We start from the raw sequence: 22,995 nt of genomic DNA, 5'->3' as shown, positions 1-22,995 counted from the left end.
CTCTCGTATTCTGGTCGCGTGGTGACTTCGGGTACCGACCCCGCGAGCGTGCGCGTCGACAGCTGGACCTGGGCGGTCCGGCTGTTCAAGACGCGCTCGGCGGCAGCTGCGGCGTGCCGGTCGGGGCACGTGCGGGTCAACGGCTCCCCGGCCAAGCCTGCGCAGCCGGTGAAGGTGGGCGACGAGGTCCGTATTCGCGCCGCCGGAACCGAGCGCATCGTGGAAGTGACCCGCCCCATCGCCAAGCGAGTCGGTGCTGTCATCGCCGCGGAGTGCTACACCGACAACACACCGCCACCTCCTCCTCTCGAGGTTCTCGCCTCTCTTCCCCGGCGCGACCGCGGGGCCGGCCGGCCGACCAAACGCGAACGTCGGGAGATGGATCGGCTCCGTGGGATGACGGACTCAGACCGGGGTATGGCTGAGGATGTGTAGCGCGCCGGGCACGGCCTCGATCGTCACCGGGAGCGGACCGACGCGGTCACCGTCCGCGTAGACCGTGATGCCTTCGCACCGCAACCGCACCGTCCGCGAACGGTAGGTCTGCACTTCGGGAAGATCGACATGGGTGCCCTTGTAGACCCGGGGGAACAACCGGACCAGCCGAGCCCGTGATCCATATCCCACCACGGTGACGTCGAGAAGGCCGTCGGCCTTGTTCGCTCCGGGGCAGATCTGCATTCCGCCGCCGTAGGATCGGCCGTTGCCCACCGCAACCAGTGTGGCGTCCACCTGCACAGTGGCGTCGTCCAGTTCGATCGAATAGTCCAGGGGACGAAGCCGCGTGAGCTCCGCCAGCATGGCCAGGTTGTACCGCATCGGCCCCTTGGGCCACGTCATCCGATTGGCCCGATCGGTGACGAGCGAATCGAAACCGCTCGCCACCACCGTGCCCGCCCAGACGATCGCACCGTCCGTGAGCGTGATCCGGGCGAGATCCGACTCCTGGACCTCACCGTCCGCGATCACATCGGCCGCCGCGACCGGATCGCCGACGGGAACCCCGAACTCGCGCGCATGATCGTTTCCGGTGCCTGCGGGGATCAACCCGATCGGTGTTCCCGACCGTGCCGCGGCCTGCAAGCCGATGCTGATCGCACCGTCCCCACCGACGACGACCAGCGCATCGGTGCCGTCATCGATAGCCCGGCGGGCGAGCGTGCGCGCATGATCGGCGTCGGTCCCGATGATCTCGGTGACTGTCACACCGCGTTCACGCAGCCGCCCCACGCCCTTACGTCCGGCGACCGGGGCGTGGCCGTGCCCGGCCAACGGGTTGATCAGGACCGTGACCCGCTCGACAGTCTTCCTCGTGCTCACGGAATCAGCTTCCCGGGATTGAGGATTCCGGCCGGGTCCACCGCATCCTTGATGGCCCGCAGGATGGTGACCCCGAGGTCGCCGATCTCCTTCCGCATCCAGGGGCGGTGGTCGACGCCGACCGCGTGGTGATGCGTGATGGTCCCGCCGGTGGCGATGATCGCGTCACCCGCAGCGGTTTTCGCTTGTCGCCACTGTTCGAGTGGATCGGCCGCCTGAGCGCAGACCACGGTGAAGTACAGCGAGGCCCCCGTCGGATACGTGTGGGAGATGTGGCACAGGACGAGCGGTGGAGTGCCCTGCTCGGACAGCGCCGAGGTGAGCGCCGTCGTCACCGCAGCACGGAGCGCGGCGAGATTGCCCCAGTGCGTAGACGTTTCGAGGGTTTCACAAAGCGCACCGGCGTCGAGCAGGGAGTCGCGTAGATAAGGTGCATCGAAACGTCCGTGCTCCCAGCTGTTCCCGGGATCCGCCCCCAACGACGTGCCTCCGTGCGCCTGCAGCACCGCGCGAGCCTCGGCCACCCGCTCGGCGGTGTGTGCGGCGGTGCCTTCGAACGTGGTGATCGCCAGGCAGCCACCGGCGACGGCCTCGTCACCGATCTTGTCCGTGGTCGCCAGATTCACACCGGTTTCGGCCTCGTCCGACAGTCGCAACACGGTGGGAATAGCACCTTCCTGCCGCAGGGCGCGCAGAGCGGCAGCGCCTGTCTCGAAGTCGGGGAAGTTCCAGCCCTCACGGACGGTCGATTCGGGAACGGCATGCACCCGCACGCGCACCCGGGTGATCACGCCGAGGGTTCCCTCCGAGCCGACGAACAACTCCCCCAGGTCCGGTCCCGCAGCGGACGCCGGCGCCCGTCCCGTGTCGAGAATGCCGGCCGGAGTGACGACGCGCAGCCCCTCCACCATGTCCTCGAACCGGCCGTAGCCGGCGGACGCCTGCCCCGAGGAACGGGTCGCGGCGAACCCGCCGATGGTGGCGAACCGGAAGCTCTGCGGGAAGTGCCCCAGCGACAAGCCGTGCACCCCCAACAGCTCTTCGGCACGCGGTCCCGTCACACCGGCGCCCAGGGTCGCGACACCGGACTCGGCATCGAGGTCGAGCAGGGTGTCGAACCTCCGCAGATCGAGCGACACGACGGCGGCGAATCGGTCGCGCACCGGATCGAGACCGCCCACGACGCTCGTGCCACCCCCGAACGGCACCACGGCGATCGCGTTGTCCGTGCAGTAGCGCAGCACTTCACCCACCTCGTCGTCGGTTCCCGGGGTGATCACCGCGTCGGGCGCATCCTGCGGTTCCGAGCTGCGACGACGCAGCAGGTCGAGCGTGCTTTTCCCGCCGGCACGCAGGAGGCGATCGGTGTGCGCGGTACTGCAGAACCGCTCCCCGACGATGGTCGCCAGGGCGGCCAGGTCCTTCTCGAACAGGGCGCTCGGCGCAAGGACGACGTCGTCCGGGTTCCGCTCCGGAGCCTCGGTGATCGACACCCCCAGCGCCTGCTGCAGTAGGGCTTTGATCCCGTCGGAGAGAACCTTCCGCTTCTCCGGCGCACCCCAGGCATCCCACTGCATCGGGGGTGCCGTCATGACGGCCTGATCATCCGATCGCTCATTGCTCATGCGTTATAGTGTTACACATCATGTAAGAGTGTAACTAGGGCTTCAGCGTCGACCGCGCTCCCGCCACACCTGCCGGATGGGTCGCAACACCAGTCCCATCTGCCTGCGGGTCTTGCCGCGGGTCACCAGCACACCGATGATCGCGACCGCCCAGACCGGGTACTGCACCAGCCAGGCCACGCGGAACGCCGCGAACGAGTACCCGCCCATCGCGTCGAGGATGAGCCCCATCGCCTGAATGACCAGCAACGAAGCGAGGAAGCCGCCGATGTTGACCATCCCCTGCGCGGTACCCATGCTGGTGCTCGGGTTGAACATGCGGGCGTAGTCGAACCCGATCATCGAACCGGGCCCGCCCACCGAAACGACCACCACGAGCAGGACCAGCATCCACATCGGCGCCGGCTCCGAAAGAGCGAGGACCGCGGTCCACATGCCGGCATTGCTGATCATGATCGACAACACGAGGTATGACCGGCGCATGGGGAAACGCCCACTGAGGACGCCGATGATCGGTCCCGCGACGATCGCCGAGATCACCGACAGGGTCAGCAGCGAGCCTGCCTCCGCCGCTGACAGACCCTGCGCCGACCGTAGGTACGGCACCCCCCACAGCAGGGCGAACGTGGTCATCGAGAACTGTGTGCCCATGTGCGTGAAGAATCCGAGTCGAGTGCCGGGACGCGCCCACACGGTTCTGATCTGCCGTCCCACCTCCCGCAGTCCCGCGGGCGCGGCCACGACCTCGAGGCCCGGCGGCGAGTTCCGGATCACCGAGGCGGCCAGCACGAAGGACAGCAACCCCAGTGAGGCGGCGCTGCCGTAGGCGAAGTTCCACCCGGGACCGTTGAGCAACAGCATCAGCGGCAATGCTGACAGGATCTGGCCGATCTGCCCGAAGATGCCGGTCAGCTGGGACACCAGCGGGACGCGTCGCGGCGCAAACCATTGCGGCACCAGACGCAGCACCGAAATAAACGTCATCGCGTCGCCGATTCCGACGAGCACCCGCGCCGCAATGGCGATCGGCAGCGATTCTGTGACCGCGAGAAGCATCTGCGCCGACGCCATGATGAGGGCGCCGGACGCGATCATGCGCCGCGAACCGTACCGGTCGAGGAGTACTCCCGCCGGAATCTGCATTCCCGCGTACACCACGATCTGCAGCACGACGAAGCTGGAGAGCACGCTGGGACTGATCGAAAACCGTTCCGTCGCAGCGAGACCCGAAACACCGAACGACGTGCGGTGGAGCACGGCGACGATATAGGCGATGACCCCGACACCCCACACCAACCACACTCTGCTCATCGCAGATCAAACTACTCCCCGGCGACCGTTACCCGCCGGTTGCGCTACTCCCGCCCGAAGGACACCCACTGGGGATCGGCCGAGCGGGGGCCGACGGTGAGATCGGCGAGCAGATCGAGACGGGCGATCTGGTCGTCGGTGAGCGTCAGCGCGAGCGCACCGGCATTCTCGGTGACGCGGGCAGCGAACCGGGTCCCGGGAATGGACACCGTCGGCAGCCCGAATGCGCGTCCTTTCGCGTCGAGCCACGCCAACGACACCTGGGCGGGGGTGGCGTCGAGTTCGGCGGCCACCTCGCGAACGACGTCGAGCAGCTTCGAATTCGCGGTCAGTGCGTCGTCACCGAAGCGCGGGAAACGCCGGCGCAGGTCGTGCTCGCCCAGGGCAGCCGGGTCATAGGTGCCGGTGAGGAAGCCGCGGCCGACCGGCGAGTACGGGACGAATCCGATGCCGAGCTCTGCCGCTGCAGGGACGACGTGCCGTTCCACGTCACGACTCCAGATGCTCCACTCGCTCTGGATCGCGGCGATGGGATGCACTCCCGACGCTCGCCGCAGTTCGTCCCCTGTGGCCTCGGACAGTCCGATGTGCCGGACCTTGCCTGCGGCGACCTGCTCGGCGATTGCCCCGACTGTCTCCTCGATCGGCACGGTCGGGTCGACGCGATGCAGGTAGTAGAGGTCGACGTGGTCGACGCCGAGCCGGGCCAGCGAAGCCTCGAGCGCCTGCGCCACATACTCGGGCTTGCCGTTGATTCCGCGCTGACCGTTGGCGATGTTTCCCACGAGACCGAACTTGGTGGCCAGCTGCACTTCGTCGCGGCGTTCCTTCAGGACCTTGCCCACCGCCACCTCACTGGCACCTCCGCCGTACACGTCGGCCGTATCGATGAACGTCACACCGATGTCGATTGCATGATGCAGGGTCGCGAGGGCTTCACCGGGATCCACGGGTCCGTACACCGGGGCGACGGACATGGCGCCGTACCCCTGCGCACTCACGGTCAGCCCTTCGGACAATTGCACGGTGGGGAGGGAGTTACTCATGCCGACCATCTTTACCGACTGGGCAGCACCGTGCACCGTCTGGAATCGCACTGATCGATATGGGGATCGGGTGGCTCCGGCCTGCCACGAGATTCGGGCGACCGGGCTGTCGGCGCGCGCCTAGGCTGTGACTCATGACAATCTCGGATCCGAAACCCCGCAGCCGCGACGTCACCGACGGACTGGAGAAGACCGCAGCCCGCGGAATGCTCCGCGCGGTGGGCATGGGCGACGACGACTGGGGGAAATCGCAGATCGGCGTCGCATCGTCGTGGAACGAAATCACCCCCTGCAACCTCTCGCTCGACCGCCTCGCGAAGTCGGTGAAGGACGGGGTTCATTCCGGCGGTGGATACCCGCTCGAGTTCGGCACCATCTCCGTCTCCGACGGGATCTCCATGGGTCACGAAGGCATGCACTTCTCCTTGGTGTCGCGTGAGGTGATCGCCGACAGCGTCGAAACGGTGATGCAGGCCGAGCGCCTCGACGGTTCGGTCCTCCTCGCCGGGTGCGACAAATCGCTGCCCGGGATGCTGATGGCCGCCGCCCGGCTCGACCTGGCCAGCGTCTTCCTCTACGCCGGCTCCATCCTGCCCGGTATCGCGAAACTGTCCGACGGCAGCGAACGACAAGTCACCATCATCGACGCGTTCGAAGCGGTCGGCGCCTGCTCCCGCGGACTGATGAGTCGTGAGGATGTCGACACCATCGAGCGCGCCATCTGTCCCGGTGAAGGTGCCTGCGGCGGAATGTATACCGCCAACACCATGGCCAGTGCCGCGGAAGCACTGGGTATGTCCCTTCCCGGTAGCGCCGCTCCCCCGGCGACCGACCGCCGTCGGGACGGCTTCGCCCGGCGCAGCGGCGAAGCGGTGGTCGAACTGCTTCGCCGAGGCATCACCACCAGCGACATCCTCACCAAAGAGGCATTCGAGAACGCGATCGCCGTCGTCATGGCGTTCGGTGGATCCACCAACGCCGTCCTGCACCTTCTCGCCATCGCTCACGAAGCCGGGGTCGAACTCACCCTCGACGACTTCAGTCGGGTCGGAGCACGCGTCCCGCACCTGGCGGATGTCAAACCGTTCGGCTCGCACGTCATGACGGATGTCGACCACATCGGCGGTGTTCCCGTCGTCATGAAGGCACTCCTCGACGCCGGACTCCTCCACGGCGACTGCCTGACGGTCACCGGCAAGACCATGGCCGAGAACCTCGCGGACATCGCACCCCCGGACCCGGACGGCAAGGTGCTTCGCGCGATGAGTTCACCGATCCACCCGACCGGTGGCATCACCATCCTGAAGGGTTCACTCGCACCCGGGGGTGCCGTGGTGAAGTCGGCAGGTTTCGACTCAGACGTGTTCACCGGCACCGCCCGCGTCTTCGACCGCGAGCGGGCCGCCATGGACGCCCTCGAGGACGGCACCATCACCAGCGGTGACGTGGTGGTCATCCGCTACGAGGGACCCAAGGGCGGTCCCGGAATGCGGGAGATGCTGGCCATCACCGCCGCAATCAAGGGCGCCGGCCTCGGCAAGGACGTGCTGCTCCTCACCGACGGGCGCTTCTCCGGCGGCACCACCGGCCTGTGCGTCGGCCACGTCGCACCCGAGGCTGTCGACGCCGGGCCCATCGCCTTCGTGCGCGACGGCGATCAGATTCGGCTCGACGTGGGCACCGGGACGCTGGACCTGCTCGTCGACGAAGAGGAACTCACCGCCCGGAAGAACGGGTGGGAGCCACTCCCGCCGCGCTATACCCGTGGCGTTCTGGCCAAGTACACCAAGCTGGTCGGCTCCGCTTCCGGCGGCGCTGTCTGCGGGTAGGCGCTCCGCGCCCGTGCGCCTTTTTGGTTGCTCCCACTACCAGAAAGGCGCACGAGCGCCGAAGGCGCCTAAATGGGCCGGAAGCCTGCGCCCGGACCGCCGCTCGCATTCATGTCGCCGACGATCACCGACATGTTGGTTCCGATCTCCGGGCCGATGCATGGAGCAGCCAGATACGCGTTGACCATGGCAACGAGGGTGGTACCGACGACCATCGGTGCACCGGAATCGCCCTCCACCACACACGTCTGCGACCACGTCTCCTGCGTTTGCATCAGGTCGCCGTACACTATTCCGCAGGTGTTGCCGGTGGTTCGCCCTTCCTTGCATGCGACCTGCGGGAAGCTGGCCGGAGCACCGATCTGGGTGATGGTGACGTTGCCGACCCGATTGACCGGCACCACCTTCGCCCGATCGAACTGGATCACCGCGTAGTCGAGCGCCGGGTTCGACGCCACGAACCTGCCCACCACTCCGGTGTCCAACGCAGCTTCGGAGACCACGGTCGAACCGACATCACCACAATGGCCCGCCGTCAAACCGACCAGGCGACCGCCACTGTCATTCCCGATGGTGGTGAGCGTGCACACCAACTCGTCATTCATCACGATCCCCGACCCACCCCCGAGGACCGCCGGAGGCGCGGCCGTCGCGATACCACTGCCAAGAAAACCCAGAATTCCCACCGTGGCTGCAACAACCGCCGCGAATCGTTTCAACATTGTTCGAACCTTCCCGGAAAATGAGCCCCGACGGCCGCGTGTCTCCCCATAAGAATCCCACCCCGCCCATTGCGCGCGTGGGGGAATGCGACGGAGAATCGCGACCGCCAGCTCACTTACCGGCGCCGAGCGCCACAGCTCACTCCCCGGCGCCGAGCGCCACAGCTCACTCCCCGGCGCCGAGCGCCACAGCTCACTCCCCGGCGCCGAGCGCCTCCAGCGCCTTCCGGGCGTCCTCGAGTTGCCTGCTCAGCTCCTCGACCCTCGCCGCGGCGAGGTTGCGCGCCGCAACGATGATCGATTCGACGGCCTCGATCGCCGTCTCCTCGCCCAGTTCGCGCACGGCGCGCTCCACGGCCTCCGGCGAGACGGGGACGGCCTTACCCGGGCGTTTGGCCCCGTGCGCGACGGTGACACTCCAGTCGTTGTCCGCGCCGGCGTGGATGGTGACGCTCACGCCGGCGGGGGCTTTCTTCGTGGCCCGTTTCGCGGGCGTCGCGGGTTTCGGTGCGGGAGCGATGGGCTCGGGCGCCGACACGGTGCTCGGCGCCGGACCCTTGGCGGCGGGCGGACCGGGCTCGATCTCCTGGTGGACAGAGGGCTTGGCGGGTGCGGTCGCGGCTGCGGTCTTCGGTGCCGGAAGGCGTTTCATCATGAGCTCCTCCGCTTCGAACGGAAGCTCGTCGTCGACACCCTTGGGCCGAATCATCACCGTATTACCCTGCACCGAAAGAGCTCTCGCCGACGCGCCTGCTTCGAGACGAAGACTCGGCATCGCCTCGCGCAGATACACGGTGGCGCGTCTGCCCTCCGCGATCGCGGCAGCGAGGGTCTCGAGATTCTCCGCTGTCAGGTGATCCGGTGTGGCGGCTGCACCGGAACGTCTACGGGGCGGCATGGCGCTGTCCTTTCTGGGGTGATCTCGCGAACGGGCTCGTGAGCCCAGCAACTCTCGCACACACCACCGACGTTTCCGCACCGGGCGGGCCCGCACAATGGCAGATTGAGAGCAGATCGAAGGCAAGGCATGCGCACGCGAGAGGACAGCAGTGGTCGCGGACACCAATGACGACGAGACGGCGACGGTTCCGGAGGTCGAGCCGAGCCTGCTCCGCGACATCCAGGCCGACCTGGAGGAGTCGCTGCTCGGTGGCCCTCGGCGATACACCCGGCTGGAGATCGCCGAGTTCGCGGGAGTGTCGGTCGAACGGGCGGACCGACTGTGGGTGTCCATGGGTTACGCAGTGGACACCGACCCACACGGGGTGATGTTCACCCAGGGAGACATCGAAGCCCTGCGCACCATCGCGTCTCTCGTCGATCGAGGGATCATCTCGCCGGACCGCGAAGTGGCGGCTGCCCGTGCGCTCGGCCAATCGATGTCCAGGCTGGCCGAGTGGCAGGTGTCGCTGATCAGCACCCACATCATCGAACAGCTCGCCGGCTCCACCGATAGTGATCCGGAAGCGATCCGGCGGCAGGTGCGCGAACTGACCGCCGACATCCTGCCCGCGGTCGAGTCGCTGCAGGCTTACGTGTGGCGACGGCACATCGCGTCCACGACGGGCCGCAACGTCGGAAACCCGGGCGAGGAAGTGGCGAGCCGCACCCTGGTCGTCGGCTTCGCGGATATCGTCGGGTACACCTCGCTCACCCGCCAATTGGGCGCGCGGGATCTCGCCGACCTGCTGGAACGGTTCGAGTCGGCTTCGGCGTCCGTGATCAGCGGACATCACGGCTGGGTGGTGAAAACTGTGGGCGACGAGGTGATGTTCGCGGTCGAGTCGCCGGCCGACGCCGCCGCCATCGCCTTCACTCTTCAGGAACAGGTACTCCCCGACGAGGGCGACCCGAATCTCCGGGTGGGCCTCGCGATGGGACCGGCTCTCGTACGATTCGGGGATCTCTACGGCTCCGTCGTCAACACCGCGGCGAGACTGACAAGTTCGGCACGTCCCGGCACGGTGCTGATCGACGACGAGCTCGCCGGCGCACTGGCCGACACCCCCGGCTGCTATCTCAAGCAGCTACGACCACGACGGGTCCGGGGCATACGACGGCTCGAGCAGTACGTGCTGCGACGCGACCGCGAGGGCTAGATCTCTGGTGTCAGCTTCCGAAGGGCAGGGTTCCCGGCGGAATGGAGTATCCACTGCTTCCTGCGGCTACCCCGCCCCACGCACCGAGGATCCAGTTGAGTGCTTCAGTGATCATCGAGAAAGCCCTTCCCACATCATCTTGTCGACACGACCGGCAATTGGGTGCCGGGCGCAGGTGCCACGGTAACGACGCGGTCCCGAACTGTCGACGTCACAGAGCCTGAGCTGGCGGAACCTCAGCGATCACCGGCGACGGCCGCAACGCGATCTGCGGGGCCCGCGCGGTCTCGATCTGCGCGGCCCGCGCGGTCTCGATCTGCGCGGCCCGCGCGGCCAGAAAGTCGTCGACGATCCGTTCACAGGCCTCCCGGCCCAGCGGGGTCAGCGTGGCGAGGCGGGTGAAGACGAGTGGGCCGACCAGTTGCGCGAGCGCGAGGTCGTAGTCGAACTCACCGAGCTGCTCGGCGGCCTCCGGTGTCCCGAAGATCCGGTCGAACGCCGCGCGGTACTGTTCCACGATCGTCTGCCTCAGCGTGCGCAGTTCCGGCTTCTCCGACTCCAGCGCGGCCGCACTGGAATAGTCCTCCAGCGCCGGGCCCATTCCCAGCCAGCACATCGCGGTGACGTGCATCGGCGCGCTCTCGATCAGGGTGGCCTGACTGACCATCAACTCGACCAGCTGGTCCCGGAGATCGCCCTCCTCGGACACGGTCGGCGCGGGTGGGATGAGTCGTCCGAATGCAGCGGCCACCAACTCTGTGCCGTTGCCGAAATGCCGGTACAGCGTGGCGCGCGCCACCTTCGCCAGTGCGGTCACGGCATCGATGGTGACGGCTTCCGTACCGCCCTTGGCGAGCAAGGTCGTCGCCGCGTCGAGAAGCCTCGCGCGGGAACGCTGCTTGCGGGGATCCTGCTCGGTCATCTGCGCCGCCGTTCTCGCCGTGGTCACCACTTGTGAACTGACAGTCTACCAACGATACTGACAGTCTCATTTCCTACCGGGAGGACCACCGTGCATCCTCGCAACGAGGCACCACAGGCACAGGCCGACCAACCGGACACGACTGGATGGACGTTCCGGCAGATATGGATGCTGACGGTTTCCTGCTGCGCGGTCGCGCTCGTCGTCGCAGCGATGGCGGCGCTGAACACGGCATTGCCGGACCTGGCACGCGACACCGGGGCCACCCAAAGTCAGCTCACCTGGATCGTCGACGGCTACACCCTGACGCTTGCGGCCCTGCTCCTGCCCGCAGGCGCGCTCGGGGATCGGTACGGCCGCCGTGAACTCCTCATGCTGGGCCTGCTCGTTTTCGGCGTCGCCACGGCGGTGCCGCTCATCAACGACGCGCCCGAGTGGATCATCGGATCGCGAGTGGCCGCGGGAGTGGGGGCAGCCTTCGTGATGCCCGCGACGCTGTCGTTGCTCACAGCGGGTTTTCCGCCGTCGCAGCGCGGGCGGGCGGTGGGCATCTGGTCCGGCGTGGCCGGTTCGGGTGCCATCGCCGGAATGCTGGTGTCGGGGGCGCTGCTCGAGAAGTGGTCGTGGATGGCGATTTTCGTCAGCTTGGCGGTGGTGTCCGGGCTCATCCTGCTCGTCAGCTTCACCATCTCCTCGTCCAGGGACGCGAGCCACGCTCCGCTGGACCTGCCCGGTACCGCTTTGATCGTGACCGCCGTCGGCATGTTCGTCTTCGGCACCATCGAGGCCCCGCATCGGGGCTGGCTGGATCCTGTCGTCCTGGTTCTGCTCATCGGCGGCCTCGTCGCCGCGGGCGCTTTCGCCTGGGTGGAACTCCGCCGAGAACATCCCCTTCTCGACGTGCGGTTGTTCGGCAATCGCGCCTTCGGGTCGGGGTCGCTGTCACTGCTCCTGCAGTTCCTCGCCTCCCTCGGGCTCTTCTACCTGGCGATCCAGTACCTGCAGTTGGTGTTGGAGTACTCGCCCCTGCAGTCGGCACTGGCGCTCGCTCCCATTGCGGTGCCGGTCGTCATGATGTCCGCCGTCATGCCGCTGGTCGTCCCGCACGTCGGGCTCCGGCCACTCCTGGCGGCCGGCACCGCCATCCTCGGCGCGGGAATCTTCCTGCTGGTTCGCCTGGATGCGGATTCGAGTTACCTGGAGGTGTCCTTCCCCCTCATCGTCGCCGCCTTGGGCATCGGACTGTGCACCGCACCTGCCACCGCCGCGATCGTCCAGAACACTCCCGACGCCAAGCAGGGCGTCGCCTCGGCCGTGAACGACGCCTCCCGCGAGATCGGGTCGGCCATCGGAGTGGCCCTGGCCGGCAGCATCCTCGCCACCGGCTACAGCCGGAACGTCCAGCCGGCGGTCGACGCACTTCCCGAACAAGCGAAGGAACCGGTCTCCGGCTCACTGGCTGCCGCGCTGCACGTCGCCGACATGGCGGGCCCACAGGGCGAGCAGCTGGCGACGTTCGCGCGCGACGCATTCCTGAAGGGAATGGACGAGGCCTCCGTCGTCTTGGCCGGAGTGTTGTTCGCCTCCGCGGTCCTACTCGGAGTGTGGGCGCCCGGTCGCCGACACCCGTCGGTTCGCGTCGATGCGGCCGAGCGGGACGCCGCCGAGAGGACGGCCGACATCGACTGAATGAACGTTGCCCTTGTGACCCCTGTCATTGTATCGTTCAGTATCAGTAACACGCTGTCACACTTAATTGACCGCACCGGCCACTGATCAAGGGGTAGTCATGACCGCATCGATTGTCGTCTCCGACCGCGAAGAGACCGCTCAGCGCCTGCTGGCGTCCTCGGCCCGCAAGTCCTACGACCCGATGGTGGAGGTCGACTGGGAAGCACCCATTCCCGACGACAAGTTCGGGCTCACGCCCGAGTGGAGCACCCTGTACGGCACCGCGCTGTGGGACGAGATGACCGACGCGCAGAAAATCGAGCTCACCAAGCACGAGGCGGCGAGCGTCTCGAGCGTCGGGTTGTGGTTCGAGATCCTGTTGATGCAGATGCTGCTCCGCGACGTGTACGGGCGCGACAAGCACTCCCGGCACGTCCAGTTCGCTCTCACCGAGGTGGCCGACGAGTGCCGCCACTCGGTGATGTTCGCCCGCGCCGGCGAACGCCTCGACATGCCGAGTTACGGCCCGCACCCCGTGATCCACAAGCTCGGACGTATCTGGGGTGGCTTCTTCAAGGGCGCCAATGCGTACGCCAGCGTGATGGCCGCCGAGGAGATTCTCGACATGATGCAGCGCGACTTCATGAAGGACGAGCGGGTCCAGCCCGTCACTCGGACGGTGAGCAAGATCCACGTCCTCGAGGAAGCCCGGCACATCCGCTTCGCACGCGAGGAAGTCGGACGACGCATCGAGGGCGCCAGCTGGGCACGACTGCAGCTGGAGCGCCTCAACACGGCCGTCGTCGTCTACTTCGTCATGAAGAGCATGATCCGCAAAGAGGTGTACTCGAATGCCGGCTTGGATCCGGAGCGTGCCATCGCCGAGGCCAAGCGGAACCAGCACTACAAGGACACCGTCCGCACGTCCGGTTCCAAGCTGATGCAGTTCCTCGACAGCGTCGGCCTCGTCGGCGGCCCGTCCAAGCGGCTGTACAAGAAGGTCCACCTGCTCTGAGTCAGCTGGGCACAGTGTCCAGATAGGACACACCGGTCGAGGTGATTTCGAGTACGCGTGCCGAAGGGATGTCGAAGAACATTCCCGCCACGCGAACTCGTCCCTCGGCCGCTGCTGCGCCGACCACCGGATGCCGCTGCAGGGTCTGTAGCTGTACCGCTACGTTGACCATTCCCAACCGGTCCACTTCGTCGAAGCCGAGCTCCTCAGCCGCACGTGCCACCGGATGACCACTGAGGAACGCCTTGCGGCTCGGCTGCGCGAACGTCAGCCACTGCTCGACGGGCCCCTGCTCGGTGAGGGAGTGATCGTCTCGCTGTCCTCCCTGCCCGAGTACGGCTTTCATGGCGCCGCACCCCGAGTGGCCGCACACGATGACGGAGCTGACGTTCAGTTCCTCCAATGCGAACGTCAGCCCGGCTTCGACCGACACGTCCTGTCGGCCCACCGGGACGAGATTGCCGACATTTCGCACCGTGAAGAGATCGCCCGGACCGCTGCTGGTGATCACGTTGGGCACGATGCGGGAATCGGAACAGGTGAGGAAAAGCGAATCGGGGCTCTGGCCGTCCTTCAGGTCGTCGAGGTGCGACTGTAGGTGCGCGGCGTTGCGCCGGTGGTATTCGGCTACTCCCGCCAGCAGTGGGCGCAGGGCGGCCGGCGTGGAGTCGTCTGCCCGAGAGTGCCGCGGCTGCCAGCTTTTCCAGGGGGCAAACCTCCGGGCGCTCGCCACTCCGACCCCGCGCTGTGGAGGCGCGTCACCGACGGAGTCCATGTCGACGGTGCCGAGAGCGTCGATCACCACAATTCCACCCGACCGCTCATGGTGCCGCTTCCACTCGTCGATCGCCTCGAACATGGCGTGGTCCAGAAAGTCGACAGCCAGTTCCACGGTGACGTGCGCACCGTCGGGCACCTTCGCGAGCAGCCCGGTCAATGCGGGCATGGACAGGAAGCTGCATGACCCCTCGACGGTCACGCGCCACCGGCCGGAGCCCTCGGATTCGGAACCACCGATGGGCTCGGCACGCATCCTCGGGTGGATGACCCGCCACAGCAGCAGGATCACGGCGAGAGCCAGGCCGAGGAGCACTCCCTCGAGCAGGTTGAGGAAGACGACACCCGCCACGGTGACCCCGTACACCCAGAGGTCGCCGGTGCGCCCGGCCGTGCGCAGGTCAGCGAGCTTGACGAGCTGGATACCGATCACGATGAGCAGTCCGGCGAGCGCGGCCATCGGGATCTGCTGGACCAGCGCGGTCAGCAGCGCGGCGAAGACGAGAATCCACACTCCGTGCAGTACCGCGGACGCCCGGGTTCGCGCACCCGCCGCGACGTTGGTGGAACTCCGCACGATCACACCGGTGACCGGCAGTCCGCCGATCAGCCCCGAGACCATGTTGGCCGATCCCTGGCCGACGAGTTCCCGGTTGAATTCGGTTCTTTCGCCGCCGTGCATCTTGTCCACCGCGACTGCGGAGAGCAGGCTCTCGACGCTGGCGATCAGCGCCACCGTGAGCACACCTGTTGCCACCGCCAGCCACGGGCCTTGGGGCATCGCAGGTAGCGACAGCGCGTCGAACAACGAGCCGTCCAACGTGATTCGATCGACGTCGAGCGGAAGAACCAGTGAGGCAAGGGTGGCCACCGCTACCGCGACGAGCGGTCCGGGGAGCATGCCGAACTTGCGTGGCACCCTCTTCCACAGCAACAGGATGGCGATCACGGCCGATCCGATGAGAACCTCGCCGTATCGTGCGGATGCGAGCTGAGACGGAAGCTGCGTGATATTGGCCCACGTCGAGCTGTGTGATCCACCTCCGAGTAGAACGTGAATCTGCTGAAACGCGATGGTGATTCCGATCCCGGCCAGCATTGCATGGACCACGACGGGGGCGATCGCCAAGGCAGCTCGCGCAATTCGACTGAGCCCGAAGATGATCTGCAGGAATCCGGCCGCGACGGTGATGGCACAGGTGGCGCGCCAACCGAAGGTGCCCACCAATTCTGCTACTACGACGGTCAATCCGGCCGCCGGACCGCTGACCTGAAGGGGTGATCCGCCGATCGACCCGGCCACCACGCCGCCGACGATCGCGGCAATGAGGCCAGCCATGACCGGGGCATCGGATGCGATGGCGATTCCGAGCGACAGCGGCAGGGCTACGAGGAAGACGACGAGCGAGGCCGGCACGTCGTACCGGGCGTTGCGTCGCAACCTCTCACCGAGGGTCGGTCCGGGGACGGCAGCGGATGGGGGCGCTTTCTCATTCTCGAGGATCGACATGTCGACACCTTACGGTGACGACCGGGCGAAACGCCCGAATCGGATGCCGTCCTGTGGCATGTGTCACCGACACTGAAGGTTTCGCGCGAACACAACGAAAACAACTGGACAACAGGCATATACATCGGGACCCTGTCGTCCTGCCCTCCGGCCGAGGCCGGACGTTCACTCCGCCCACAACGTCTCACGGCACCTCGTGCACCATATGCTTCGCCTACCGCGCGGGGTATCGTGGGAGAGGAAAGCAGCCCCGAGGGAGCACCATCATGAAGCTCGCACTGTCGACGACTTTGCACACCTCGTTCGATGACGCCGTCGAGCGCACCCGCCAGGCTCTGGCCGAGCAGGGTTTCGGAGTGCTCACCGAGATCGATATGAAAGCCACCCTGAAGGCGAAGCTCGGTGAGGATATGGAGGACTATCTGATCCTCGGAGCCTGTAATCCGCCGCTCGCGCACCGCGCGGTCGACGTGAACCGGCAGATCGGCTTGCTCCTGCCCTGCAACGTGGTGGTGCGCGCCGATACGTCCGACGAGAACACGATCATCATCGACGCGATGAATCCGGCACTGATGGTGTCCGTGGCCGAGGAGCAGGGCCTCTGTGAGGTCGCAGACGAGGCCACCACCAAGCTGCAGGCAGCCATCGACGCCCTCACCGCGCAGAACGCCTGACCACGCCGCCGCCGAAGTCAGCGCACCTTCGGCGTCTTCCTCGTGCTCACAGCGATCCGATTCCAGGCATTGATCGTGAGAATCAGGGAGATGAGCTGAGCCAGCTCGGACTCGTCGAAATGCTCCTCCGCCTGCTCATACACCGAGTCGGGGACGAATCCGTCGGTCAACACCGTGATCGACTCGGCCAAGACGAACGCCGCCCGCTCCTTCTCGGTGTACAGGCCGTGCGCCTCCTCCCAGGCGTTGAGGAGAAACAGCTTCTGTTCACTCACCCCGATCTTCCTGGCGTCGGCAGTGTGCATGTCGATGCACCACGCGCAGTGGTCGATCTGGGAACACCGGGTGAGTACCAGCTCGACCAGCTCGGGGTCGAGTCCCTGACGAGCCGCGGCGTCGAGGGCGATCACTGCCTTGTATACGGCGGGCGCCTTCTTCGCGATGTCGACCCGCGTCTTACGTTCCGTTGTGGTCATACGACAAGACTATGCGGCCAGTAGCCCAGATTCGTGGTTCAATCCGGTCATGGAAAGCTGGGCCAATTCGGGCGTGGGACGGGATCTCCACCTCGACATGGCGTCCTCCTCCGGCACTCCGTCGACCACGCCGCGCGCCGACCTGGTCGCGGCGCTGCGCACGGCCATCCGTTCGGGCCGACTCCTACCCGGCACCGTCCTGCCACCGTCGCGCACCCTGGCGGCCGACCTCGGTCTCGCACGCAACACGGTGGCAGGCGCGTACGCCGAGCTCGTCGCCGAAGGCTGGCTCACCGCACGCCAGGGTTCGGGCACCCGGGTGGCGGACCGCGCCCGGGAGCCGCAGCAAACCCCCCGCATGCGTCGGGGCGTCCCACCTCCACCACCGATGAGTCTGATGCCCGGCTCCCCCGATGTCGCAGAGTTCCCGCGAACCGCCTGGACAACCGCGGCACGACGCGCCCTGACAGCGGCACCCCATGACGCGTTCGGCCCCGGCGACCCACGGGGACGGATCGAATTACGCCGCGCCGTAGCCGAATACGTCACCCGCACGCGAGGCGTCCGCGCCGACCCGGAGTCGGTGGTGGTGAGCGCGAGTTCCGGACACGGATTGTGGCTGCTCGCCCGTGCTCTCGGCGGCCCGATCGGAGTGGAGAGTTATGGGTTACATCTGCACCGCGCACTCCTCGGTGATGCCGGGGTGGCCACCGTTCCGTTGGAACTCGACGATCGGGGCGCGCACCCCCCCGATGTGACAGGCCACTCTCTCACCGCGGCACTCGTCACGCCGGCGCACCAGTTCCCGACCGGTGGCCCGCTTCACCCCAGTCGGAGAACCGCTTTCGTGGACTGGGCGAGCAGTACCGGCGCGGTAGTGATCGAAGACGATTACGACGGCGAATTCCGCTACGACCGACAGCCCGTCGGTGCGCTCCAAGGTCTGGCGCCCGAACACGTGGTGTATCTCGGCACCGTGAGCAAAAGCCTGTCTCCCGCGGTGCGCGTGGGCTGGATGGTGCTCCCCGATCGGCTGATCGACGATGTGCTCGCGGTCAAGGGCGACTACGAAAGATGGGTCAGCGCTACGGAACAGCTCACCCTCGCCGAATTCATCGGCTGTGGCGGGCTCGATCGGCACGTCCGTCGGATGCGCACCCTGTACCGCCGACGCCGCGACACCCTGGTTGCCACCCTCGCCGCCCGCGCACCGCACGTGCACGTCGCCGGCATCGCGGCCGGATTGCACGTCGTACTCGAACTTCCAGCAGGAACGGAGGAGGCCACGAGGGCACGCGCCGAGGCGCTGGGTCTGGCCGTCATCGGTCTGCGCACGTTCCGCCATCCGGATGCCGAAGACGATCGGCCGGACGGTCTCGTCGTCGGCTACAGCACACCGTCGTCCGCGCGCTTCACCGCCACACTCGACGCGCTGTGCCGTGCGCTGCCCACACGTTGAGCGCATTTCCTATAGGACTAGTCGGAATGCGTGTCTTCCGGTTACAGTCTGTTCCGTGACCGACTTCCGCGCGATCGATTCCGGCGAGCTGCTGACGCGGCGCCGCCATGTCGATTTCGCATTGGTGTGTACCTCAGGGTGTCCGAGTCTCTGATCGGACTCATCCCGGCGTGACGTTTTCCCTCCGCCGGGCCAATCCCGTACACCCTCCGTTCGAAGGATCGCCATGTCTGCCACAGATACCGCGTCACTGTCACACCTGTCGTCCGTCATCGCCGCCACCTCCGACGCCGTTTCCCAGAATCCCGCCAACGCCCAGGTCGTCTTCCGCGCGTCCGCCCAGGCGCACGACGCTGTGGCCAGCACTGTCACTCTCGGCAAGTACCGCGTCGAGGTGGACGAACCGCCCGCGCTCGGTGGTGACAACGCCGCCGCCAACCCTGTCGAGTACTACCTCGCGTCGCTGCTGTCCTGCCAGGTGGTGACCTACCGCTTCTGGGCCGACAAGCTCGGAATCCGAGTGGACGACATCTCCGCCCGGGCCGAGGGAGATCTCGACGTGCGCGGGTTCTTCGGCTTCGACGAGTCGGTCCGTGCCGGGTTCGGCGAAGTGCGCGTCGTCGTGACACTGACCGGCCCCGACTCGCAGGAGCGCTACCGCGAGCTGCAGGAAGCGGTGGATGCACACTGCCCCGTCCTCGACCTCACCCGCAATTCGACCCCGGTCCACACCGTGGTCGAAACACTTACCAGCGAGAACTGATTCACCACATCCACCTCACCGAATTCGGAGTACATCACTCGTGACCGAGAGCATCGACCCCAGCATCAACTGGTCGTTCGAGACGAAGCAGATCCACGCCGGGCAGACATCCGACGCCACCACGAAGGCGCGGGCACTGCCGATCTACCAGACCACCTCGTACACCTTCGACAACACCGATCATGCTGCCGCACTGTTCGGTCTGGCCGAGCCGGGCAACATCTACACCCGCATCATGAACCCCACCCAGGACGCCGTCGAGCAGCGCATCGCTGCACTCGAAGGGGGCGTCGCGGCCCTGTTGCTGTCCTCCGGACAGGCGGCGGAGACCTTCGCGATCCTCAACCTCGCCGAGGCCGGCGACCACATCGTCTCCAGCCCATACCTCTACGGCGGCACCTACAACCTCTTCCACTACACGTTGCCCAAGCTGGGCATCGAGGTGTCGTTCGTCGAGGATCCCGACGAGCTCGAGCAGTGGGCGTCGGCCGTCCGACCGAACACCAGGGCGTTCTACGGCGAGACCATCGCCAACCCCAAGAATCACATCCTCGATCTGCCCGGGATCTCGAAGATCGCGCACGACAACGGCCTTCCGCTGATCGTCGACAACACGGTGGCCACACCGTACCTGCTCCAGCCGTTGAAGCACGGAGCCGACATCGTGGTGCATTCGGCCACCAAGTACCTCGGCGGGCACGGCACGGCGATCGCCGGTGTGATCGTCGACGGCGGCACCTTCGACTGGACCCAGGGCAGGCACCCGAACTTCACCACCCCCGACCCGAGCTACCACGGGGTCGTCTTCGCCGATCTGGGTGCTCCCGCATTTGCACTGAAGGCGCGCGTGCAGTTGCTGCGCGACCTCGGTTCCGCGGTGGCCCCGTTCAACGCGTTCCTCATCGCTCAGGGCATCGAAACGCTGAGCCTGCGTCTCGAACGGCATGTGGCCAACGCCCAGAAGGTCGCCGAATACCTCGAAGCCCGCAGCGAGGTGACGACGGTGGCCTACGCCGGTCTCGCGTCTTCACCCTGGCACGAGCGCGCACAGCAGCTGACCCCCAAGGGAGCCGGCGCCATCGTGACGTTCGAACTCGCCGGGGGCGTCGACGCCGGTAAGAAATTCGTCAATGCGCTGACCCTGCACAGCCATGTCGCCAACATCGGTGACGTGCGCTCCCTGGTGATCCATCCCGCGTCCACCACCCATTCGCAGTTGACTCCGGAGGAACAGCTCGCCGCCGGGGTCACACCCGGGCTGGTCCGCCTGGCCGTGGGCATCGAAGGGATCGACGACATCCTCGCCGACCTCGACGCCGGGTTTGCCGCAGCGAGCGTCTGATTCGGAAGACGAGAGGGTGCGGGGTGCTCGGCCCGCACCCTCTCGCGTCGGATCATCCGCGCTCGTACGGACGCTCACTCGTGCCGAGGTACGCCCGACACGACGCGGGAAAGTGCGTGTAAGTCTTCTGTCAGCAGGCGGAACAGCCAGTACGCCGCGACGAACGCGAAGACACTTCCGACGCACAGCACACGTAGCGCGACCACCACGTGCGGTAGGTCTTCCGGGGGAATGAACGTTGCACCCGCGACACCGAGCAACGGCACCGCGGCGGCCGCGGCCAAGAAGAACATGCTGCGCCGACCCAGCCGGTGCAGCATGCGGGCGTCGGCAGTACTGATCTCCCCGTGCGGCAGGAAGACCGGGTACAGGCAGCGGACGGCATAGAAGTTGACGAAGAAGAACGGATAGACGACGGCGATGGCGCCGCAGACCAGTTGCGCCGCCGTGAAGTGGACGACCGTGTTCCACGGCACCTCACTTCCACTGATCTGCAGCGTGGCCGGGACGATGATGCCGGTCACCGCCCACAGTCCGAGACACAGTAGGGCGCATCGCTGTCCGAGCAGCAGGGTGTCTTTGCGGGCGCGGGCGAGGTGGCCGCCGTCGTACGCCTTTCCCTTCCGTAGCCCACCGGCCACCGTGGTCAGATACAGCGTCATCGAGACGGTGCCCACCACCCCGATCACAAAGGCCGTGGCGTAGTCGATTCGCGTGATGCGCTCGAAACTGTTCTGCGCGGTGGGCGGTAGCTTGCTGATGATCAGCGTGGTGTTGTGTTGATAGCTGTACAGAATTGCCAGGAGATTCGGTACGGCGATGGCGAGGAACATGATCGGGTGCGTCCACCGTCGCATCCGCAACCGCCAACTTCCCGGTGGCGGATCGACGAGATCGCGGGCGTGGGCATCGAGACACACGTCGAACTGTTGCGACATTTCGGCGCCGGTGGAGAACCGATCCGCCGGCTCGGGCTCGAGCGACTTCAGCAGCACTCGCCGCAGCGCGCTCGGGCAGTCGGCCGGCAGGTCCGTGATCGCGGGTTCGTGACGGCCGCGGCGTCGTTCGAGCATCGCGTCGAGGGTGGTGCGATCTCCGGGCGGGTGCGTTGCCGGTTCCGCGTCGGTGTCACCGGACGGTGTGTCGTCGAAAGGTTTTCTTCCGGTGAGCAGTTCCCACAGCACGACGGCAAGCGAGTACAAATCGCTTCGGGTGTCGAGGTCTGCCGCGGTCCCCGGCCGATCCGGGTGGATCGCCTCGAGCTGCTCCGGCGACATGTACGCGAGTGAACCACCGAAGTACGCGACCGGGCTGGTCCCGGGAAGGGTCTCGCTGAAGCTGATGTTGAAATCGGCCAGCTTGGGGACGCCCTCTGCCGTCAGCAGCACGTTGGCGGGTTTGATGTCGCGGTGTAGAACACCGTGTGTGCCGGCGTAGTCGAGGGCCTCGGCCAATCGGCGGCCCAGCCACGCCACGGTCTCCGGCCACGACAGGGCTGCGACTTCCTCACGTACCCGGGATTCACTGGGCCGTATCTCGCCCTTGCTGACCAACTCCCGATCGACTGCCTCCAGCAGCAGAAGTCCGGTACGCATGCCGGGCGCCGTCTCGCGCACTCGCGCGACCACCCCGAGCAGCGTGCCACCCGGCACATACTGCATGTACAGCAATCGCAGCATTCGATCGGCGAGGAGGCGCTGATCGAAGACCCGGACGATGTAGTCGTGATCGAACTGGGCGAGGGTTTGCGGCTCGGTTCCGTGGTCTTCGGAAATCTTCACCGCGACCAGTCGTTGCATCGACCGCTGACGGGCGAGGAAGACCCGGGCAAACGCTCCTCGCCCCAGGACCGTCATCAAGTCGAAGTCGTCGACCCGCTGCCCGACGTCGAGATCGCCGAGTTCCCTACTCCTCGGGGGCGGCGCCGCGGAGGTGTGTTCGAGGTGGTGAATCGAGGTGCTGTGGTACTCGCCGGTGCTCAGCAATTTTTCGAGTTCGTCGGCCTGCGCCGGGAACGTCCGCGTGTATTCTGAGGCGTCGACCGGCTGACCGCTCCGCCGGCGTAGATGGAATTCCTCGTAGATCAAGTCTGGCGGTAACGGCCACCTGCCGAGCTCGGGAAGCTCGTCGCGGTACTCGGCCAGCCGCTTCGGGTGGTCGCCGCGGAGCCACCGCTTTTCCAGGTCGACCTTGATCAACTCGATCAGCGACACCCTGCGCAGCGCCGGATCGGCGGGCAGGTAATCGGTGAGGTCCGGAGCGGAGCCGGACGACTCCCACGCTGCCGCGAATCGCCCGACGATGTCTCCCACCGCCGTCGACTGTGGCGGCGGGCCGCTGGACACCGTCGCTTCCGGTGTCGGTCGGACCAAGCGCGTCACAAGCTTCTCGGACGCTAGCGGTCGTTCCGTGAACCTCGCCCGGGGCACATGCA

Annotated in this window: 19 protein-coding genes; 9 read left to right on the top strand and 10 right to left on the bottom strand. The window is 66.6% G+C overall.

Annotated elements, in window-relative coordinates:
- Positions 1-18: 18 nt before the first annotated feature.
- Entirely contained in the window at positions 19-435 is a 417-nt protein-coding gene (locus ACH49N_RS15265; protein WP_358273039.1) for an RNA-binding S4 domain-containing protein, read from the top strand.
- On the opposite strand, the gene ACH49N_RS15260 is transcribed toward ACH49N_RS15265, so the two are convergent.
- From ACH49N_RS15260 to ACH49N_RS15245, 4 genes are all read right to left on the bottom strand, one after another.
- A complete protein-coding gene (locus ACH49N_RS15260; protein ID WP_358273041.1) occupies positions 406-1,320 on the bottom strand; it encodes a diacylglycerol kinase in 915 nt (304 codons plus the stop codon). The genes ACH49N_RS15265 and ACH49N_RS15260 overlap by 30 nt on opposite strands.
- The gene (locus tag ACH49N_RS15255) at positions 1,317-2,897 is read right to left on the bottom strand and encodes an FAD-binding oxidoreductase (RefSeq protein ID WP_358273266.1); all 1,581 of its coding nucleotides are present in this window, start codon (positions 2,895-2,897) and stop codon (positions 1,317-1,319) included. The genes ACH49N_RS15260 and ACH49N_RS15255 overlap by 4 nt, the downstream gene beginning before the upstream one ends.
- A gap of 90 nt (positions 2,898-2,987) precedes the next feature.
- On the bottom strand, positions 2,988-4,256 hold the full coding sequence (locus ACH49N_RS15250) for an MFS transporter (RefSeq protein ID WP_358273042.1): 1,269 nt from the start codon (positions 4,254-4,256) through the stop codon (positions 2,988-2,990).
- A gap of 44 nt (positions 4,257-4,300) precedes the next feature.
- Entirely contained in the window at positions 4,301-5,311 is a 1,011-nt protein-coding gene (locus ACH49N_RS15245) for an aldo/keto reductase (protein WP_397504676.1), read from the bottom strand.
- A 125-nt stretch (positions 5,312-5,436) separates the two neighbouring features.
- Here ACH49N_RS15245 and ilvD point away from each other — a divergent pair, with 125 nt between their 5' ends.
- The gene (gene ilvD / locus ACH49N_RS15240) at positions 5,437-7,131 is read left to right on the top strand and encodes a dihydroxy-acid dehydratase (RefSeq protein ID WP_109333477.1); all 1,695 of its coding nucleotides are present in this window, start codon (positions 5,437-5,439) and stop codon (positions 7,129-7,131) included.
- Positions 7,132-7,199: 68 nt separating this feature from the next.
- Here ilvD and ACH49N_RS15235 read toward each other — a convergent pair whose 3' ends face one another.
- Together ACH49N_RS15235 and ACH49N_RS15230 are read right to left on the bottom strand one after the other, a co-directional pair.
- Positions 7,200-7,853 (bottom strand): serine protease, encoded by a 654-nt coding sequence (locus tag ACH49N_RS15235; protein ID WP_159923952.1) that lies wholly within the window; start codon positions 7,851-7,853, stop codon positions 7,200-7,202.
- A gap of 193 nt (positions 7,854-8,046) precedes the next feature.
- Complete coding sequence (locus ACH49N_RS15230; protein WP_358273047.1) at positions 8,047-8,751, bottom strand: DUF6319 family protein; 705 nt, start codon at positions 8,749-8,751, stop codon at positions 8,047-8,049.
- 151 nt (positions 8,752-8,902) lie between these two features.
- Between ACH49N_RS15230 and ACH49N_RS15225 the strand changes: the two genes are divergently transcribed.
- A complete protein-coding gene (locus ACH49N_RS15225) occupies positions 8,903-9,952 on the top strand; it encodes an adenylate/guanylate cyclase domain-containing protein (protein WP_250769542.1) in 1,050 nt (349 codons plus the stop codon).
- Between the two features lie 211 nt (positions 9,953-10,163).
- Here ACH49N_RS15225 and ACH49N_RS15220 read toward each other — a convergent pair whose 3' ends face one another.
- Positions 10,164-10,874: a TetR/AcrR family transcriptional regulator gene (locus ACH49N_RS15220; protein ID WP_358273048.1), complete on the bottom strand. Its 711-nt coding sequence runs from the start codon at positions 10,872-10,874 to the stop codon at positions 10,164-10,166.
- Between the two features lie 168 nt (positions 10,875-11,042).
- Here ACH49N_RS15220 and ACH49N_RS15215 point away from each other — a divergent pair, with 168 nt between their 5' ends.
- Together ACH49N_RS15215 and ACH49N_RS15210 are read left to right on the top strand one after the other, a co-directional pair.
- A complete protein-coding gene (locus ACH49N_RS15215; RefSeq protein WP_358273268.1) occupies positions 11,043-12,563 on the top strand; it encodes an MFS transporter in 1,521 nt (506 codons plus the stop codon).
- 100 nt (positions 12,564-12,663) lie between these two features.
- On the top strand, positions 12,664-13,560 hold the full coding sequence (locus ACH49N_RS15210) for a diiron oxygenase (RefSeq protein WP_109333487.1): 897 nt from the start codon (positions 12,664-12,666) through the stop codon (positions 13,558-13,560).
- A gap of 1 nt (position 13,561) precedes the next feature.
- Here ACH49N_RS15210 and ACH49N_RS15205 read toward each other — a convergent pair whose 3' ends face one another.
- Complete coding sequence (locus tag ACH49N_RS15205) at positions 13,562-15,847, bottom strand: bifunctional SulP family inorganic anion transporter/carbonic anhydrase (protein WP_358273050.1); 2,286 nt, start codon at positions 15,845-15,847, stop codon at positions 13,562-13,564.
- Between the two features lie 266 nt (positions 15,848-16,113).
- Between ACH49N_RS15205 and ACH49N_RS15200 the strand changes: the two genes are divergently transcribed.
- Positions 16,114-16,521: a DUF302 domain-containing protein gene (locus ACH49N_RS15200; RefSeq protein ID WP_159923944.1), complete on the top strand. Its 408-nt coding sequence runs from the start codon at positions 16,114-16,116 to the stop codon at positions 16,519-16,521.
- 17 nt (positions 16,522-16,538) lie between these two features.
- On the opposite strand, the gene ACH49N_RS15195 is transcribed toward ACH49N_RS15200, so the two are convergent.
- Complete coding sequence (locus ACH49N_RS15195) at positions 16,539-16,997, bottom strand: carboxymuconolactone decarboxylase family protein (protein ID WP_358273052.1); 459 nt, start codon at positions 16,995-16,997, stop codon at positions 16,539-16,541.
- A gap of 49 nt (positions 16,998-17,046) precedes the next feature.
- Between ACH49N_RS15195 and ACH49N_RS15190 the strand changes: the two genes are divergently transcribed.
- From ACH49N_RS15190 to ACH49N_RS15180, 3 genes are all read left to right on the top strand, one after another.
- A complete protein-coding gene (locus tag ACH49N_RS15190) occupies positions 17,047-18,456 on the top strand; it encodes a PLP-dependent aminotransferase family protein (protein WP_250769551.1) in 1,410 nt (469 codons plus the stop codon).
- A gap of 226 nt (positions 18,457-18,682) precedes the next feature.
- Positions 18,683-19,219 (top strand): OsmC family protein, encoded by a 537-nt coding sequence (locus tag ACH49N_RS15185; protein WP_358273054.1) that lies wholly within the window; start codon positions 18,683-18,685, stop codon positions 19,217-19,219.
- A 40-nt stretch (positions 19,220-19,259) separates the two neighbouring features.
- On the top strand, positions 19,260-20,561 hold the full coding sequence (locus ACH49N_RS15180; protein ID WP_358273056.1) for a bifunctional o-acetylhomoserine/o-acetylserine sulfhydrylase: 1,302 nt from the start codon (positions 19,260-19,262) through the stop codon (positions 20,559-20,561).
- Positions 20,562-20,635: 74 nt separating this feature from the next.
- Here ACH49N_RS15180 and ACH49N_RS15175 read toward each other — a convergent pair whose 3' ends face one another.
- Positions 20,636-22,873, bottom strand: coding sequence for a serine/threonine-protein kinase (locus tag ACH49N_RS15175; protein ID WP_358273058.1), 2,238 nt, complete (start codon positions 22,871-22,873; stop codon positions 20,636-20,638).
- Positions 22,874-22,995 lie beyond the last annotated feature (122 nt).

The sequence above is a fragment of the Rhodococcus sp. NPDC019647 genome (assembly GCF_044389235.1).
GTDB classification, from domain to species: Bacteria; Actinomycetota; Actinomycetes; order Mycobacteriales; family Mycobacteriaceae; genus Rhodococcus_F; species Rhodococcus_F oxybenzonivorans.
Note: the sequence above shows the minus strand (reverse complement) of the source record. Positions and strands in the feature narration are given on the sequence as shown.